Source organism: Achromobacter pulmonis (assembly GCF_021733725.1).
Taxonomy (GTDB): Bacteria; Pseudomonadota; Gammaproteobacteria; order Burkholderiales; family Burkholderiaceae_B; genus Achromobacter; species Achromobacter pulmonis.
The window spans coordinates 3,437,967-3,453,958 of the sequence record NZ_JAIFOT010000001.1 but is presented as its reverse complement, the minus strand read 5'-3'; the positions used below and the strand labels follow the sequence as shown (position 1 = coordinate 3,453,958).

Genomic DNA, 15,992 nt, shown 5'->3' with positions numbered 1-15,992 from the left:
GGCGCATCTGGCGCGGCCGTCGCGCCGGCGCTACATTCTTCCCATGTCTCTCACCACCTGGCCACCCCGCGCATGAACCGCATCAAGACCTACGGCATGGCCGAGCGCGCGGACTATTTCGATTTCGATATCCGCGCCCAGCAGGTGCGCGAGCCGCTGGAGCAGCCGCACCGGCACGAGTACTTCCAGATCCAGGTGAACCTGGAGGGCGACACGCGCCAGACCATCAGCGGCACCACGCGGCCGTTTCCGCGCGGCGGCGTGAGTTTCGTGCTGCCGTACCGGGTGCACCTGGTACCGCATCCGCCGGGCGCGCGTTACGTCATCATCAATTTCGCGCAGCGGTTCCTGTGGCCGGAACTGGCGGTGGACGCGCTGGACCTGGAAGACGTGCCGGTCTCGCAGGCGCCGGCCTTGGCGCCGTTCCTGTTCCAGGAGTACCTGGATTTCGAGCTGGACGCCGACGCGCTGGCCGAGGCCGAGGCGCTGATCGCGCGCCTGATGGAACAGAACCGGCGGCGCGGCTTCGGCTCGTCGACGACGATCCGCGGGCTGCTGCTGCAGTTGATCGGACAGGTGTGCGGCCGCTACGAGGCCGACCTGCTGCACTTAGCGCGCCATCATGCCGGCAGCAGCCGGCGCGAGAGCGTGCGACGGGTGCTGGCGCATATCGGCGCGCACCTGGGCGAGAACCTGACGCTGAACGACGCGGCGGCGGCGGCGTTCCTGTCGCCCAACTACCTGGCGCATCTGCTCAAGAAGGAAACCGGCAAGACCTTCACCGAGCTGGTGGCCGAGCGCCGCATGGCACTGGCGCGCGATCTGCTGGCGCACACGGCGCGCAGCGTGGCGCAGGTGGCGCATGCCGCCGGGTTCGCCGACGAGGCGTATTTCTCGCGCCGCTTCCGCCAGTTGGAAGGGGTCAGCCCGACCGGTTATCGCGAAGGCCTGCGCGGCACGGCGCCGCCGCCGCGAAATGCGCGGAATCGTCCACGGATTGCGTAATCGTCTCCAGGCGGGGCGGACGGCGCGGACCTAATCTGGCCGTGACACTCGCAACGTTCAGGAGACCCGCGATGACCCAAGCCGTCCAGACCCCATTCAGCGTGGCGCAGACCACCGTGCCGATTGCCGGCAGCGAGCTGCGCTTTCCGGTGCGCCGCATCTATTGCATCGGCCGCAACTACGCCGCCCACGCCATCGAGATGGGCTCGGACCCCACCCGCGAAGCGCCGTTCTTCTTCCAGAAGCCGACCGATGCGATCCAGGTGGTATTGCCGGACACGGTGGCCGATCACCCCTATCCGCCGCTGACGCAGAACTACCACTACGAGGTGGAGCTGGTGGCGGCGCTGGCCCGGGGCGGGCGCGACATTCCGGTGGAACAGGCGCTCGATTGCGTCTATGGCTACGCGCTGGGGCTGGACATGACGCGGCGCGACCTGCAGCGCGGCATGGGCGACCAGAAAAAGCCGTGGGAGATCGGCAAGAGCTTCGATCATGCGGCGCCGATCGGCCCGATCCATCCGGTGGCCCAGACCGGCCACTACCGCGAAGGCAATATCTGGCTGGCGGTCAATGGCGAACGCAAGCAGCAGGCGACGCTGTCGCACATGATCTGGTCGGTGGCCGAGCAGATCGCGCGGCTGTCGCAGGCCTTCGAGCTGTTCCCGGGCGACCTGATCTATTCGGGCACGCCGGAGAACGTGGGGCCGGTGGTGCGCGGCGATGTGATCGTGGCGCACGTGGACGGCTTGCCGGAACTGAGCCTGCGCATTGTCTGAGACGCGTGGCGGTCCGGCATATGCCGGCCGCTGCGCCACGCGGCGGCGCGGCGGCCGGGCCCGCGCGGATCTGAGAGTAAGATTTATGCCATAACAAACAGCCCCATGTGGCAGGAGCAGTGCAAGATGGCAAAAATCGGTATGGTGGGTATCGGCCTGATGGGCCATGGCATCGCCAGCAACCTGGTCAAGCACGGTCATACGCTGACCGTGCTGGAACATCCGGGCAACCAGCCCCTGGATGCGCTCAAGGCGGCAGGCGCCACCAGTTGCGCGGATGGCGCGACGCTGGCGGCGCAGTCGGATGTAATCATCCTGTGCGTCACGGGCAGTCCGCAGGTCGAGGCGGTGCTGCTGTCGCCCGGCGGCGTGCTTGAAGGCCTGCGCCCCGGCACGGTGATCATCGATTGCTCGACCGCCATCCCCTCTTCGACCGCCAAGGTGGCCGAGGCGGTCATCGAGAAAGGCGGCCGATTCCTCGATGCCCCCATGACCCGCACGCCGAAGGAAGCCGCCGAAGGCCGGCTCAATCTGCTGGTGGGCGGCGATGCCGCGCTGTTCGAAGAATGCCGGCCGATCCTGGCATGCTTTGCCGAGAACATCGCGCACGCCGGTCCGGTGGGTGCGGGCCACCGCATGAAGCTGCTGCACAACTATGTGTCGCTGGGCACCATCGCGCTGCTGGCCGAGGCGGCCGCCTGCGCGCTGCGCGCCGACATCGACCCGGCGGTGTTCGCCGAAGTGCTGACCAAGGGCGGCGGCGGCGGCGTGGCGCTGGAGCGCCTCAAGCCTTACCTGCTGGAGCAGGACCCGTCGTCGCTGCGCTTTTTCATGTCGAACGCGCAGAAGGACCTGTCCTACTACAACACCATGGCGGCCGAGACCGGCGCGGTGCGCGAGATCGGCGCCGCGGTGCTGCACACCTATGACCAGGCGGTCAGCCAGGGCGGCGGCGAGCGCTACGTGCCCGAACTGGTGTCGCTGCTGAAGGACCGCTGAACCGGAGGGCGGCGCAGGTTCAGCGCCCGCCCGCCGCCATCGCCGGCACGGCGCGCAAGGCGCCGCGCCGCGGCAATTGCATCGAGATAGCCGCGGCCAGCAATAGCAGGGCGCCGGCCGCGCCGAACGCCACCCAATGGGTATGGAAGGTCTCGTAGGCCCAGCCGCCCAACCACGAACTGATCATGCCGCCAATCTGGTGGCCCAGGTAGGTCAGCCCGTACAGCACCCCCACCAGGCGCACGCCGTAGACGTCGGCCAGGATGGCGGACGACAGCGCGATGCTGCCGGCCCAGACCACGCCGCCGATGGTAGCCGCGGCATACAGTTCCCAGTGCGCGCCCACCATGACCAGCGCGAAAAAGCCCAACCCGCGCACCAGGTAGATGACGGCCAGGATGTTGCGGCGCTCGACCTGGTCCGACATGCGCCCCAGCACCAGCGTGCTGAAGATCGCCACCAGGCCGATCAGGCCGATGCCCAGCGAACTGGTGGTGGCGTCGAAGCCGTGGTCCATCAGCATGGGCATGCCATGCGTGCCCAGCAGGTTCATGCTGAAACCACAGGCGAACAGACCCAGCGCCACCTGCCAGAACGGCAGCGTGCGCACGGCGTCCTGGACGCGCGGCACGGGCCCCTTGGCGGCGGGCCGCGCGCTGGATTTCTTTTCGATGATCTGGTGCGGCAGCAGGTCGGTATGCTCGGGGGCCTGGTCGCGCATCACGAACAGCGCCACCGGCACCGTCAGCAGCGCGAACAGCGCCGCGAAGGCCAGCAGGGTTTCCCGCCAGCCGACGGCGCTGATGACGAACGTGAGCGTAGGCGTCATCAGCGCGATGCCGGCCATGGAACCGGTGGACAGGAAGAACAGCGCCATGCCGCGCTGGCGCGTGAACCAGCGGCTGATGACGGGGGTCAGCGCCACCGGGCTGGTGAAGGCCAGGCCGATCGACAGGGCCACGCCAAAGGCCAGCAGGAACTCGATGGGGCCGCGCGCGAATACCGTCCAGATTGACGAAGCCACCACGATGGCGGTGCCGGCGAGCAAGACGAATCGGGTGCCGCGGGTGCTGACGAGATAGCCGGCCAGCGGCATGCCCAGGCCGTAGCAGAGCATGCCGACCGCGACGATGCTCGACAGCAGGCTGCGCGAGAAACCCAGGCCCTCCGCCATGGGCAGGAAGAACGGGCCGATGCCCATGCGCAGCCCCACGGTGAGCAGGGTCAATACGGTGGCGGCGCCGACGATGTTCCAGCCGAAATACCAGCCGCCCGATACTTGCTTCTCCACTTGCCTCTCCCTATGTCTTGTTATCGCGCTGGCACGCTTCGTTAAGGACATCGCGGGAACGCGAGGAGACGGAAGCCGGCCGGCGGAGGCGCCATATTACTCCCGGCGATATCCGGGCGGCGCGGCGCTCCGGACGCGCGCCGGCCCCATGTCCGGCGGCGGCGCGCGCGGGGGTCAGCCGGCCTGTTGCAGGAACGCCTGCAAGGCCGGCACGGTGTTGAGCACATGCTGGCGCATGGCCGCTTCGCTGCGGTCCGGATCGCCGGTGAGCAGCGCGTCGATCAGTTCCTGGTGCGATTCGCGCACCCGCAGCACGCGGCCGGGCTGGGCGGCCCACAACCGCATATAGGGCTCGACCACCGAGTGCAGTTCGGAGATCTGGCGCAACAGCCGGGGCTGTTGGCAGAAACTGCAGAGGTATTCGTGGAAATCGCGGTGGGCGCTGGTCCAGTCCAGGTAGTCGCCCAGGCCATGCTCCAATTGATCCAGCATGCTGGCCAGGCGGCGGATGTGCTCGGCGCTCATGTGGGGCACGGCGTTGCGCACCGCCAGCCCTTCGAGCACCGAGCGCATCTCGAAGACTTCGCGCATTTCCTGCTGGTTCAGGCCGCGCACCACGGCGCCGCGATTGGCGCGGATCTCGACCAGGCCTTCGGACGCCAGGCGGCGCAGCGCGCCGCGCACCGGCATGCGGCTGGTGCCGATTTCGCTGGCGATGACTTCGGGCACCAGGCGGTGGCCGGGCGGGTAGTTGCCCAGCCGGATCTCGCGCTGCAAATGCTGGTATGCCTCTTCTTCCGCGCTGACGGCTGTCTTCTGATACTGCAGCATTCTCGTCCCCGGGGTTTCAAAGCCGCCATGATAGATAAATGTAAAAATAACACAAATTGGATCCAATGATCCATGGATGCAAACACCAATAGCCGCGCCGGCCCCGCTCGCGTCAAATCCAAGACTGACGCGCCGGCCGTGCGCGTCGGCTGGCCTGGCAACGGGCGATAGACCCGCCCGGCGCCACCGCCTTCACGACACAACGCCTCGACGCACGGCGTCGATACAACGCATTCAAGGGGAATCCATGCCTATCCGCTTCATCCGCGCCCTGGCCGGCGCCGCCACCCTGGCCTTCGCCGCCCAGGCCGGCGCCCAGACCACCGATTGGCCGCAGCATCCGGTGCGCATCGTCGTGCCGTTCCAGGCCGGCTCGGCCACCGACCTGATTTCACGCCAGTTGGGCGCCGCCCTGTCGACCGAACTGGGCCAGCCCTTCGTGATCGAAGCCCGTCCCGGCGCCGCCGCCGCGATTGGCAGCGCCTCGGTGGCGCGCTCGGCGCCCGACGGCTATACGCTGCTGATGGGCGGCCCGGCCGCCATCGTCACCAACCGCTTCCTGCAAAAGCGCCTGGCCTATGACCCCGATGCCTTCGAGCTGGTGTCGCTGGTGGCGTACACGCCCAACATCCTGCTGTCCAATCCGAAGGAGCCGTTCAAGACCCTGCCCGAGATGATCGCCTACGCCCGCGCCAATCCGGGCAAGCTGACCTATGCCTCGTTCGGCACGGGCACCACCTCGCACATGGCCGGCGAAATGCTCAAGGCAGTGGCCGGCATCGACATCCTGCACGTGCCCTACAAGGGCGCCGGCGAAGCCATCCCCGCGCTGCTGAGCGGCCAGGTGTCGATGTACTTCGACACCATCATGACCGGCCTGCCGCAGGTCAAGAGCGGCACGCTGGTGGCGTTGGGCATGTCCAATTCGCAGCGCTCGGCGCTGGCGCCGGACATCCCCACCATCGCCGAGCAGGGCTACGCCGGCTATGACATCGCCCCCTGGTACGGTCTGGTGGCGCCGCAAGGCACGCCCGCGCCGATCCTGGACAAGCTCAACCGCGCCGTCAACAAGGTGCTGGCCGATCCGGCGCTGCGCGGTAAGCTGGCCGAAGCCGGCGCCGAACCGCGTGGCGGCAGCCGCGAGGAATTCACCGCCTTCATCAAGGCCGAGATCCCGCGCACCAAGCGCCTGATCGACCAGGCCGGCATCACCCCGCAGTAATTTTCCTACAGAGTCCAGACGCCACCATGTCTTCCCCCTTCGATTGGTCTTTTCCGTACGCTTCCCGAAAAATGCCGGTGCTGGCCGCCAACGCGGTCGCCACCAGCCAGCCGCTGGCGGCCCAGGCCGGGCTGCGCATGCTGCTGGCCGGCGGCAATGCCGTGGACAGCGCCATCGCCACCGCCATCGCGCTGACCGTGGTCGAGCCCGTGATGAACGGCATCGGCGGCGACATGTTCGCGCTGGTGTGGCACGAAGGGCGGTTGCATGGCCTGAACTCCAGCGGCTGCTCGCCGGCGGCGTGGACGCCGGACTACTTCGCCGGCCGCGAGGCCATGCCGGGCACGGGCTGGGGCACGGTCACCGTGCCGGGTCAGGTGGCGGGCTGGAAGGCGCTGTCCGAACGCTTCGGCAAGCTGCCATTCGCCAAGTTGTTCGAGCCGGCCATCGCCTATGCCGAGGAAGGCTTCGCGGTCAGCCCGACGATCGCGCGCCAGTGGGCCACCCAGGCGCCCAAGCTGGCGCAGGAGCCGGGCTTCGCCGAAGCCTTCCTGCCGCAGGGCCGGGCGCCGCAGGCGGGTGAATGGTGGCGCTTTCCGGCGCAGGCGCGCACCTTGCGCGAGATCGCCGAAAGCGGCGGCGACAGCTTCTATCGCGGCGCGCTGGCCGGCCGGATCGCGGACTTCGCGGCGCGCACCGGCGGCGCCCTGAGCGCGGCCGACCTGGCCGAGCACCGGCCCGAGTGGGTGGCGCCGATCTCGCAGTCGTTCCGCGGCTACGAACTGCATGAAATTCCGCCCAGCGGCCAGGGTATCTCGGCCCTGATGGCGCTGGGCATGCTGGAACAATTCGACCTGGAAGCGATGGGCCGCGACAGCGCCGATTACTACCACGTCAGCATCGAGGCCATGAAACTGGCCTTCGCCGATCTGCACCACCATGTGGCCGACCCGCGCCACATGCGCACCGATGCCCGCGCCCTGCTCGACCCGGCCTACCTGGCCGAGCGCGCAAGGCAGATCTCGATGGATCGCGCCGCGGTGCCGGTGGCCGGCACGCCCGCGACCGGCGGCACGGTCTACCTGACCGCCGCCGACGCGGGCGGCACCATGGTGTCGTTCATCCAGTCCAACTACCACGGCTTCGGCTCGGGCGTGGTGGTGCCGGATACCGGCATCAGCCTGCACAATCGCGGCCTGAACTTCGTGCTGACGCCCGGCCATGTCAATCAGGTGGCGCCGCGCAAGAAGCCGATGCACACCATCATCCCGGCTTTCGTCACCCGCGCAGGCGCGCCGGTGATGTCGTTCGGCGTAATGGGCGGCTCGATGCAGGCCCAGGGCCATCTGCAGATGATGACGCGGCTGGCGGCCTTCGGCCAGAATCCGCAGGCCATGAGCGATGCGCCGCGCTTCCGGGTGGAAAAAGGCCCGGTGGTCAACGTCGAATCGCACCTGCCCGCCGACGTGGTCGACACGCTGCGCCAGCGCGGCCACAACGTGGCGGTGGCGCCGGCCGACAGCCTGGAGTTCGGTTCGGCGCAACTGATCGCCCGGCTGCCGCACGGCGGCTATGTAGCCGCGTCCGATTCCCGGCGCGACGGCCAGGCGGTCGGATTCTAGGGCAGACAGGCCACGGCGGCGGAAAACGCCGCCGGAAAGGGGCTTGATCGGTCATATGGGCGATGCGCGGCGCGGCGATACTGCGGCGCAGACTCAGCAAGGCCCCTCATGAACCGAATCCTGTCCGCCGCGGCGCTGGCCGTCGCCGCCCTCTTCACTGCCCCCAGCGCCACGGCCGCATTGCCCATGGCGGTGGACGGCCAGCCCCTGCCCTCGCTGGCGCCGATGCTCGAACGCGTGACGCCGGCGGTGGTGAACATTTCCGCCCAGGGCGACGGCGGCCAGGCGTCGGCCTTCGGCCAGGCCCGCGGCGGCGGGCGCCAGAGCATCGGCTCGGGCGTGATCGTCGACGCGGCCCAGGGCAACATCCTGACCAATCACCACGTGGTGCGCGGCGCCACGTCCATCCGTGTGTCGCTGCAGGACGGCCGCAGCTTCACCGCCACCGTGGTCGGCAGCGATCCGGACACCGACCTGGCGGTGCTGCGCATTCCGCCCGACAAACTGCACGCCCTGACCCTGTCCGATTCCAGCGACCTGCGGGTGGGCGATTTCGTGGTGGCCATCGGCGATCCCTACGGCCTGGGCCAGTCGGCCTCGTCCGGCATCGTGTCGGCGCTGGAGCGGTCCAGCCTGCGCGCCGCCGGCTACCAGAATTTCATCCAGACCGACGCCTCCATCAACCCCGGCAACTCGGGCGGCGCGCTGGTCAACCTGAACGGCGAACTGGTCGGCATCAACACCATGATCTATACGCCGTCGGGCGGCAACGTCGGCATCGGTTTCGCGATTCCGTCGAACCTGGCGGGCGAGGTCATGCGCCAATTGCTGCAGCACGGCCAGGTGCAGCGCGGCGGCCTGGGGCTGGACACCATCGACATCACGCCGCGCAATGCGCGTCAGCTGGGCCTGGCGCCGAACGCCAGCGGCGTGGTGGTGGCGCGGGTGGCGGATGGTTCGCCGGCGCAACAGGCCGGGGTGCAGGCGCGCGACCGGGTGCTGGCGCTGGACGGCAAGCCCATCGGCAGCAGCGCCCAGTTGCGCAACGCCGAGGGCCTGTTGCCGGTGGGCCAGCAGGTGCGGCTGACGCTGTCGCGCAACGGCCAGCGCAGCGACGTCACGCTGCGGATCGAACCGGAACGCAACGAGCGGCTGCACGGCGGCTCGCTCGATGCGCGCCTGAACGGCGTGGAATTCACCGAGATCGGCCGCGAACAGCGCCTGAAGGGCAACGATGGCGTGGCGGTCAGCGCCACTTACCCCGAGCGCGGGCCGGTGGCGGCGCGGATGCAGCGCGGCGACGTCGTCATCGGCGTCAACCGGCGCCCGGTCAGCCGGCTGGCCGATCTGCGCGCCCTGCTGGCCGGCGCCACGCCAGGGCAACCGCTGCTGCTGACGCTGGTGCGCGGACGGGCGATGTATACCTTGCAGATCCAATAGGCGCCGCGCGGCGGCGCGGCGGGCCGGCCCTGGCGGGCGCCGAACCGGCGATAATGCTTCCCGCCCCGGTTTCTCGTCATCGCCGCTCATGCCCTTTCCCGCCGCTTCCCTCGCCCTCTGGGGCATTTCCGCCCTGGCGATCATCGGCATCCTGCTGCGCCCCTGGAAGCTGCCCGAGTACGTCTGGGCCGGCGGCGCGGCGCTGCTGCTGACGGCAACCGGCCTGATCCCGTGGCAGGCGGCGCTGGGCGCGGTCGGCAAGGGGCTGGACGTGTACCTGTTCCTGATCGGCATGATGGTGCTGGCCGAACTGGCGCGCCAGCAGGGGCTGTTCGACTGGCTGGCGATGGTGGCGGCGCGCCATGCGCGCGGGTCGGCGCGGCGCCTGTTCGACCTGGTATTCCTGGTGGGCATCCTGGTGACGGTGTTCCTGTCCAACGACGCCACCGCCGTGGTGCTGACGCCGGCGGTGTTTGCCGCGGCGCGGGCCGCGGGCGCGCGGCCGCTGCCCTACCTGTTCATCTGCGCCTTCATCGCCAACGCCGCCAGCTTCGTGCTGCCGATCTCCAACCCCGCCAACCTGGTGGTGTACGGCAGCCAGATACCGCCGCTGCTGGACTGGCTGCAACGCTTCACGCTGCCGTCGCTGGCGGCCATCGGCCTGACCTATCTGGCCCTGCGCTTCAGCCAGCGCGAGGCGCTGCGCCAGCCGCTGCGGGCCGACATCGCGCCGCGACCGCTGGGCAGCGGCGCCCGCCTGACCGGCATCGGCATCCTGCTGACCGCGCTGGTGCTGATGCTGGCCTCGGCGCTGCATGCCGACCTGGGCCTGCCGACCTTCATCGCCGGCCTGGCCACTGCCGGGCTGATCCACCTGAAGCAACGGCTCAGCCCCCTGCCGGTCCTGCGCCATGTGGCCTGGGGCGTATTGCCGATGGTGGCTGGCCTGTTCGTGCTGGTCGAGGGCCTGGCGCGCAGCGGCGCCATCGACGCCCTGGCGCAGGCATTGCTGCGGCTGGCGGGCGATTCGGCCGGCGGCGCGCTGTGGGGCGCCGGCATCGTGGCGGCGCTGGCCAGCAACCTCATCAACAACCTGCCGGCCGGGTTGATCGCCGGCTCGGTCGGCCAGATCGCCGACCTGCCGGCGCGGACCGCCGGCGCCCTGCTGATCGGCGTCGACCTCGGGCCCAACCTGTCGATCACCGGCTCGCTGGCGACGCTGCTGTGGCTGATCGCGGTGCGGCGCGAGGGCCAGCACGTCGGCGCGCTGCGTTTTCTCAAGCTGGGCGCTTGGGTGATGCCGCCGGCGCTGCTGGGCGCGCTGCTGATGCTGGCGGTGGCCGGCGGCTGATGGCGGCGCGCCGGTCCTGTCACAGGAGCGCGCGCGTGCTCCACCAGCCCGGCAATAGCAGCGCCGCCGCCCACAGGAACGCCGAAGCCCAGTTCGCGATCTGAAAGGCTGCGGCGCGCATGCCGCAGATGCCGGCGATCATCGGCACGGTGGCCCGCAACGGGCCGAAGAAGCGGCACAGCACGATGCTGAGCACGCCCCACCGCTGGATGAACACGGTGCTGCGATGCAGGAGCTGCGGGCGTTTGCGCAGCGGCTTCGATTGCAGCAGACCGGGCCCGAACCGCACGCCGCAAGCGTACTGCACCCAATCGCCCAGTGCCGCGCCGATGGCGATGGCCAGCCATACCGGCACGAACGCGCTATCGCCCAACCCCAGGATGGCGCCGATCGACAGCAGCAGCGCCGTGCCGGGAACCACCAGCGCCACCAGCGGCAACGACTTCAGGAACGCGAACACGAAGCCCAGCGGCGCCAGCCAAGCGGCATGGGCGCGGGCAAATTCGACCAGGGTGTCCTGCACGGCGTGGAATGTTTCGAACAGCATGACGTGTGACGGCGGGGCGGGCACAGCCGCCCTATTACGGCCCCGGCCTCATACAATTACGTCGCGCAAGCCGCGCGGACGCCGCCGCAGCAGTCCGGCCAACCGTTCCAGCGCCTGCGCCAACGCCCGGCGCTCGGGAATGCTGCCCAGCGAGATGCGGATGGCGTTGGGCGTGCCCGGCCCCAGGTGAAAGACTTCCGACGAGGTCACGCTCAGGCCCTCGTCGCGCGCCACCCGCTCCAGGTCCGCCGCGGTCCAGCAGTCCGGCAGCGGCTGCCACAGGTGGATGCCCGCCGCGGCAGCCGGGAACGGCCCGGGCAGCAACTGGCGCGCCAGTTGCTGGCGCGCGTGGGCCTCGGCGCGCACGCCGTCCAGAATCTGCCGCGCGGCGCCGCTGGCGATCCATTGCGTGGTCAGCACGCCCATCAGCGGCGCGGCCATCACGGCGAATGAGCGCATCGCCGCCAGCACGTTGTGGCGGCTGTCCTGGTCCGGGCCCAGCACGAACGCGGTGCGCAGCCCCGGGGTCAGGGTCTTGGCCAACGTGGCGATGTAGAACACCGAGGCCGGCGCCAGGCTGGCCAGCGCCGGCGGCGCGCCATCCAGGAACAGCGAATACGGGTCGTCTTCGATGATGCGCACGCCGCAGGCCACGGCCGAGCGCGCCAGGTCGCGGCGGCGCGCCGCGCTCATGGTGTGGGCGGTGGGATTCTGCAGCGTGGGGTTCAGGTAGACCAGCCGGCCGCCGTCGCGGCAGGCGCGCTCCAGTCCGGCGGGGGTCATGCCGTCGGCGTCGGTCTCGGCCACCAGCACGCGGCGGCCCAGCTGCCGCGCGGCGGTCAACAGCCCCGGATACACCAGCGGCTCGGCGATGATGCCATCGCCCGGGCGGCTGTAGGCCAGCATCACTGCGGCCAGCGCGGCCTGCGCGCCGGGACACACCAGCACCCGGTCCGGGTCGACGTTCTCGACTGACTGCGACAGCCATTGCGCGCCGGCCTCGCGTTCGGCCGGTCCGCCGCCGGCCTGGTGATAGGTCATCATCACGCCCACATCGTGCCGTTCCATGGCCTTGGCCAAGCCGTGCCGCAGCAGGTCCTGCAGATCGCAGCCCAGCGGCAGCGGCGGCATGTTCATGCCCAGGTCCAGCATCTGTCGCAGGGGCTGTTCGGCCGGGCGCGCGATGAAGGTGCCCAGCGGCCCGCGCGCCTCGATCAGGCCGCGCTGGGCAGCCTCGGCATAGGCGCGCGTCACGGTGGTCAGGTCCACGCCCAGGTGCTGGGCCAGGCGCCGCTGCGGCGGCAGGCGGTCGCCCGGCTGCATGCGATTGGCGGCCACGGCGCCCTCGATGAAATCGGCGATCTGGCGGTAGCGGGGGCCGGCGCCGCGCACGAAAGTCAAGGGCCAGGACGCATATACGTCGTCGTTATGCATGGATTCTATTGCGCCGGGAATGCCGCAATGCATGGACAGAAAATCAATCGATGAGTATGGCAACAAACGCCGTTTGAGTCCATACATCGAGAATCTTGTACGGCCCAGTTCCAGGCCGTGCCGGGGCCGCTGCACGGAGCGCCAGGGCGCCCCTTCCCGCATCGCCAGCGCCCGCCTGCCATAGATGGCAGGGCCGAGTGTGTAAATTCTTTAAGCCGCACCGGCCCAATCTTCACATTCTTTCAATCTATCGAGAAAGAATTTCCCGCGCGCTCCCGTAGATTGCGAGGCCATTCCCCAGGCCCGCACAGGAGAGGTCGCGTGTCGGACATTGTTGTCTATGTCAGAAGCCAGCCGCAGTTGGGCGACCAGATCGTCGCCTTCGCCACCTTGTACCAGCTCAAGGCCTGGTGGCCCACGAAGCGGATCAAGGTTGTCGCGCGCGACGACGTCGGTCCGATCTACCACGCCCTGCCCTGGGTCGACGAATTCCAGCGCGTGTGTACGCTGCTCGACTACACGCGCAGCCTGAGCGCCAGGACGCAGATGTCGGTGAACCTGCATCACAGCAGCGAGCGCTTCGGCCTGATCAATCTGCTGCGCCTGCCGGCCGTCCGCCTGGGTTTTCGCAACGCGCGCTTGAGCGACGTGGTCTGGACCCACTGTCACCGCAAGGACGAAGCCGAATACATCGGCCTGGCCAACCTGCGTCTGCTGGCCGCCTACCGGCCCCTGGATGCCGAAGACAGTGCGCGTCGCTGCTTCGCCGAACTGGCCCGCGCGCATCGGCGGGTGGATGGCCGCGCCGACGTGGTGTTTCTTCCCGGCGGCGGCGCCGGACCATTCAAGCGCTGGAGCGTGGCGCACTACCTGCGCCTGGCCGACCGCCTCAAGACGCTGCTGGGCCCCGACACACGCTACACCTTCGCACTGGGCCGGCAGGAAGCGCGCGAGCACGCCGAGCTGACGGCCCAGCGGCGCGCCGACATCCAGGTGGCCTATTGCCGGCCGCTGGCCGAGCTGAGCGCGATCATGCTGGGCGCGCGCCTGGTGGTCGCCAACGACTGCGGCCCGTCGCACGTGGCGCAGGCCACCGGCGTGCCGTATGTCGGCATCTTCAACCAGCCAAACCCCGAATGGTTCTGGCGCCGGCGCCATGCCGTCGCCGTGGTGCCGCGCCAACCGCGCGATGGCATCAATACCATCGCCCCGGACCAGGTCCTGCAAGCCTGTGCGCGCGCGCTGGCCGGCACGCCGCGCGCCACCGCCTGAATCCCCACCCTCACCTGCACCATGCGCATCCTGCACACCCTTGGCGAAAGAAACCTGGGCGGACTCGAATTCCGCACCCTGGAACAGGCCTACTGGCTGACCCGCCACGGCCACGACACCGCCATCGCCGCGCCGCCCGGCAGCGCGATCAGCCTGGCGGCGCGCCAGCGCGGCATCGCCACCGTGGACATCGACTTCGACTCGCCCTATTCGCCCGCCACGATCTGGCGGCTGCGCCGCGCCGTGCGCCGCCTGCACATCAACGTGATCGACAGCCACAGCCGCGCCGACGGCAAGAGCGGCGCCCTGTGCCGCGACCTGTGCGCCGTGGTGCGCACGCGGCATTTCGCCAAGCCCATGCCCACCAGCGCGCGCCGCCGCCTGGAGTGGAAGCTGGGCTGCGATCACGTGATCGCCACCAGCGACGCCGGCCGCGCGGCCCTGCTGCACGCCCGCCTGGCCCGCGCGGATGGCGTCAGCGTGGTCGGCGAATGGGCGGACGAGGCCTTCTTCCACGCCGGCGACAAACCCGCCACGCGCCAGCGCGTGCGGCGCGAACTGGGCCTGGCCCCTGACGCCTATGTGGTCGCGACCATCGGCATGCTGCGCCCCGAGAAGCGCCAATCCGACCTGCTGCGCGTGGTGCAGCGGCTGCGCCGCCGGGCCGTGCCGGCCAGCGCACTGGTGGTGGGCACGGCGACGGCCGACACCCGGGCCTACGCGGCCGAGCTGCGCGCCCTGGCCGTTCAGCTCGGCATCTCCCCGCAGGTAGTCTTCGCCGGCCATCGCGACGACGTGGCCGACATGCTCCACGCCGCCGATGTATTGCTGGTGCCTTCGGCCACCGAGGCCTGGTCGCGCGTGGTGCCGGAGTCTTTCGCGTCGGGTTGCCCGGTAGTGGCCAGCCGGGTCGGCGGTTTGCCCGAGATCGTCACGCCGGGCGCCACCGGCTGGCTGGCCCAGCCCGGCGACATCGACGGCTTCGCCGACCGCATCCAGGCAATCCGCGCCGATCCGGCCGCTGCCGCGGCGGTAGTGGCGCGGGCCCGAGACTATGCACAAGCCAACTTCCGCCTGGCGAGCCAGATGGAACGGACCCTGGCCGCCTATCGCCGCGCGATGGCGCGGGCCTGAGCGCTGGCGCTCTTGCCCATGGTCGCGGGCACGCCATTTGCTGCCTGGCTTTCGCCACAGCGGCGTCCCGTCATCCGATCAAGCGTGGCCAACCGGCCAATGCGCCGCTGTGGCATCCACCGCCATGTCAGTGTGCAGGTCGCGCCGGCAGCGGGCGAGGCAGACATCACCTCGCCATACGTTCGCACGCCTGCGCGCATGCTTGGCAGGCTTGTGCGCAATCCTGCATGCCATCGATGCGCTCGCAACTGGCCGCACAATCCCGGCACAGCGCGGCGCAAGCCCGGCATACCGGGGCATGGTTTTGCGCGCCCAGCAGCATGGTGTGCGCCGAGCCACGGCATATCTCGGCGCAAGCCATCATGCCGCGAAAATGAGCCGGCGCGACGTGCTCGCCGCCCGCCTCCAGGCAGTGCGTGTACCGGCCGGCGGCGAATGCGCCCTCTGTCCATGGCTACCCGCGTGCCTGCGTCTGGTCAGCCAGCCCAGGCATGCGGCGTCACTCGCCGGAATCCGCGCACGCCTGCCGGGTCTGCGCGATCAACGCTTCCAGACGCTGTAAGCGGGCTCGCATGGTATCCACGTCGGGCGCCGGCTTAAGCATTGCCCGCAACATCAACGCCGCAAATACCGAGGCACTGCCGGCCAGCGCGAGCATAAAAATGCGAACGAACAAAGCCAGCCAATAAGCGCCCTCGGTGTCTCCCACTCGGCGGCAATCGATCGATGACATGCGCGCACATTCAACGACGAACCCCTGAGCGACCATTTGGCACAACGAAACGAGCAGCCAGAGCGAGGCGCCGCCGCTCAATAGCAAAGCCAGCGCAAGCAGGCAGCGCATGGCTCGCCGGCTCCGCTGGCTGGCGTGACGCAGGTCGTTCAATTCGCGCGCCAGCCGCGCATGTCTGCGCTCGAGGTCCACCAGTTCCTGCCGCGATGAGTCTGGAGTGGTCAATGGAATCACCGGGTGAATTGGCAGATGGTCCCGAAGTGGCGACTACCGTGGACTGGGATGTTACCGGGGGCACCAGCCACAAATCCGCGCAATCGTTTGATTCCACA

The 15,992-nt window shown here is 69.4% G+C and carries 15 protein-coding genes; 9 read left to right on the top strand and 6 right to left on the bottom strand.

Translation table 11 applies throughout. The features are described from left to right. Nucleotides 1-72 precede the first annotated feature (72 nt). From K2W61_RS16020 to K2W61_RS16010, 3 genes are all read left to right on the top strand, one after another. Nucleotides 73-1,005: a helix-turn-helix transcriptional regulator gene (locus K2W61_RS16020; RefSeq protein WP_236756037.1), complete on the top strand. Its 933-nt coding sequence runs from the start codon at nucleotides 73-75 to the stop codon at nucleotides 1,003-1,005. Between the two features lie 71 nt (nucleotides 1,006-1,076). Beyond that, nucleotides 1,077-1,784 (top strand): fumarylacetoacetate hydrolase family protein, encoded by a 708-nt coding sequence (locus K2W61_RS16015; RefSeq protein WP_175141341.1) that lies wholly within the window; start codon nucleotides 1,077-1,079, stop codon nucleotides 1,782-1,784. A 126-nt stretch (nucleotides 1,785-1,910) separates the two neighbouring features. After that, entirely contained in the window at nucleotides 1,911-2,783 is an 873-nt protein-coding gene (locus K2W61_RS16010; RefSeq protein ID WP_236756036.1) for an NAD(P)-dependent oxidoreductase, read from the top strand. 19 nt (nucleotides 2,784-2,802) lie between these two features. Here the strand turns inward: K2W61_RS16010 and K2W61_RS16005 are convergent, their stop codons facing one another. Further along, nucleotides 2,803-4,074 (bottom strand): MFS transporter, encoded by a 1,272-nt coding sequence (locus K2W61_RS16005; protein WP_175134420.1) that lies wholly within the window; start codon nucleotides 4,072-4,074, stop codon nucleotides 2,803-2,805. A 174-nt stretch (nucleotides 4,075-4,248) separates the two neighbouring features. Next, nucleotides 4,249-4,905, bottom strand: a complete 657-nt coding sequence (locus tag K2W61_RS16000) for a GntR family transcriptional regulator (protein WP_175134421.1) — start codon at nucleotides 4,903-4,905, stop codon at nucleotides 4,249-4,251. 247 nt (nucleotides 4,906-5,152) lie between these two features. Here K2W61_RS16000 and K2W61_RS15995 point away from each other — a divergent pair, with 247 nt between their 5' ends. The 4 genes from K2W61_RS15995 (at nucleotide 5,153) to K2W61_RS15980 (ending at nucleotide 10,540) form a co-directional block, all read left to right on the top strand. Continuing rightward, nucleotides 5,153-6,127, top strand: coding sequence for a Bug family tripartite tricarboxylate transporter substrate binding protein (locus tag K2W61_RS15995; protein WP_175134422.1), 975 nt, complete (start codon nucleotides 5,153-5,155; stop codon nucleotides 6,125-6,127). A 26-nt stretch (nucleotides 6,128-6,153) separates the two neighbouring features. Beyond that, nucleotides 6,154-7,749, top strand: a complete 1,596-nt coding sequence (ggt, locus tag K2W61_RS15990) for a gamma-glutamyltransferase (protein WP_217467978.1) — start codon at nucleotides 6,154-6,156, stop codon at nucleotides 7,747-7,749. Nucleotides 7,750-7,857: 108 nt separating this feature from the next. After that, nucleotides 7,858-9,189, top strand: coding sequence for a trypsin-like peptidase domain-containing protein (locus K2W61_RS15985; protein ID WP_175134423.1), 1,332 nt, complete (start codon nucleotides 7,858-7,860; stop codon nucleotides 9,187-9,189). An 88-nt stretch (nucleotides 9,190-9,277) separates the two neighbouring features. Continuing rightward, nucleotides 9,278-10,540, top strand: coding sequence for an arsenic transporter (locus K2W61_RS15980; protein WP_236756034.1), 1,263 nt, complete (start codon nucleotides 9,278-9,280; stop codon nucleotides 10,538-10,540). Nucleotides 10,541-10,559: 19 nt separating this feature from the next. On the opposite strand, the gene K2W61_RS15975 is transcribed toward K2W61_RS15980, so the two are convergent. Continuing rightward, entirely contained in the window at nucleotides 10,560-11,087 is a 528-nt protein-coding gene (locus K2W61_RS15975) for a DedA family protein (protein WP_175141340.1), read from the bottom strand. A gap of 48 nt (nucleotides 11,088-11,135) precedes the next feature. After that, the gene (locus K2W61_RS15970; protein WP_175134426.1) at nucleotides 11,136-12,521 is read right to left on the bottom strand and encodes an aminotransferase-like domain-containing protein; all 1,386 of its coding nucleotides are present in this window, start codon (nucleotides 12,519-12,521) and stop codon (nucleotides 11,136-11,138) included. A gap of 321 nt (nucleotides 12,522-12,842) precedes the next feature. On the opposite strand from K2W61_RS15970, the gene K2W61_RS15965 reads away from it, so the two are divergent. Both K2W61_RS15965 and K2W61_RS15960 read left to right on the top strand, forming a co-directional pair. Further along, nucleotides 12,843-13,793, top strand: a complete 951-nt coding sequence (locus K2W61_RS15965) for a glycosyltransferase family 9 protein (RefSeq protein WP_236756033.1) — start codon at nucleotides 12,843-12,845, stop codon at nucleotides 13,791-13,793. Between the two features lie 21 nt (nucleotides 13,794-13,814). Next, nucleotides 13,815-14,927, top strand: coding sequence for a glycosyltransferase family 4 protein (locus tag K2W61_RS15960; RefSeq protein ID WP_236756032.1), 1,113 nt, complete (start codon nucleotides 13,815-13,817; stop codon nucleotides 14,925-14,927). A gap of 166 nt (nucleotides 14,928-15,093) precedes the next feature. On the opposite strand, the gene K2W61_RS27945 is transcribed toward K2W61_RS15960, so the two are convergent. Continuing rightward, nucleotides 15,094-15,336, bottom strand: coding sequence for a four-helix bundle copper-binding protein (locus K2W61_RS27945; protein WP_474001611.1), 243 nt, complete (start codon nucleotides 15,334-15,336; stop codon nucleotides 15,094-15,096). 90 nt (nucleotides 15,337-15,426) lie between these two features. After that, entirely contained in the window at nucleotides 15,427-15,885 is a 459-nt protein-coding gene (locus K2W61_RS15950; RefSeq protein ID WP_236756031.1) for a hypothetical protein, read from the bottom strand. Between the last annotated feature and the right edge of the window lie 107 nt (nucleotides 15,886-15,992).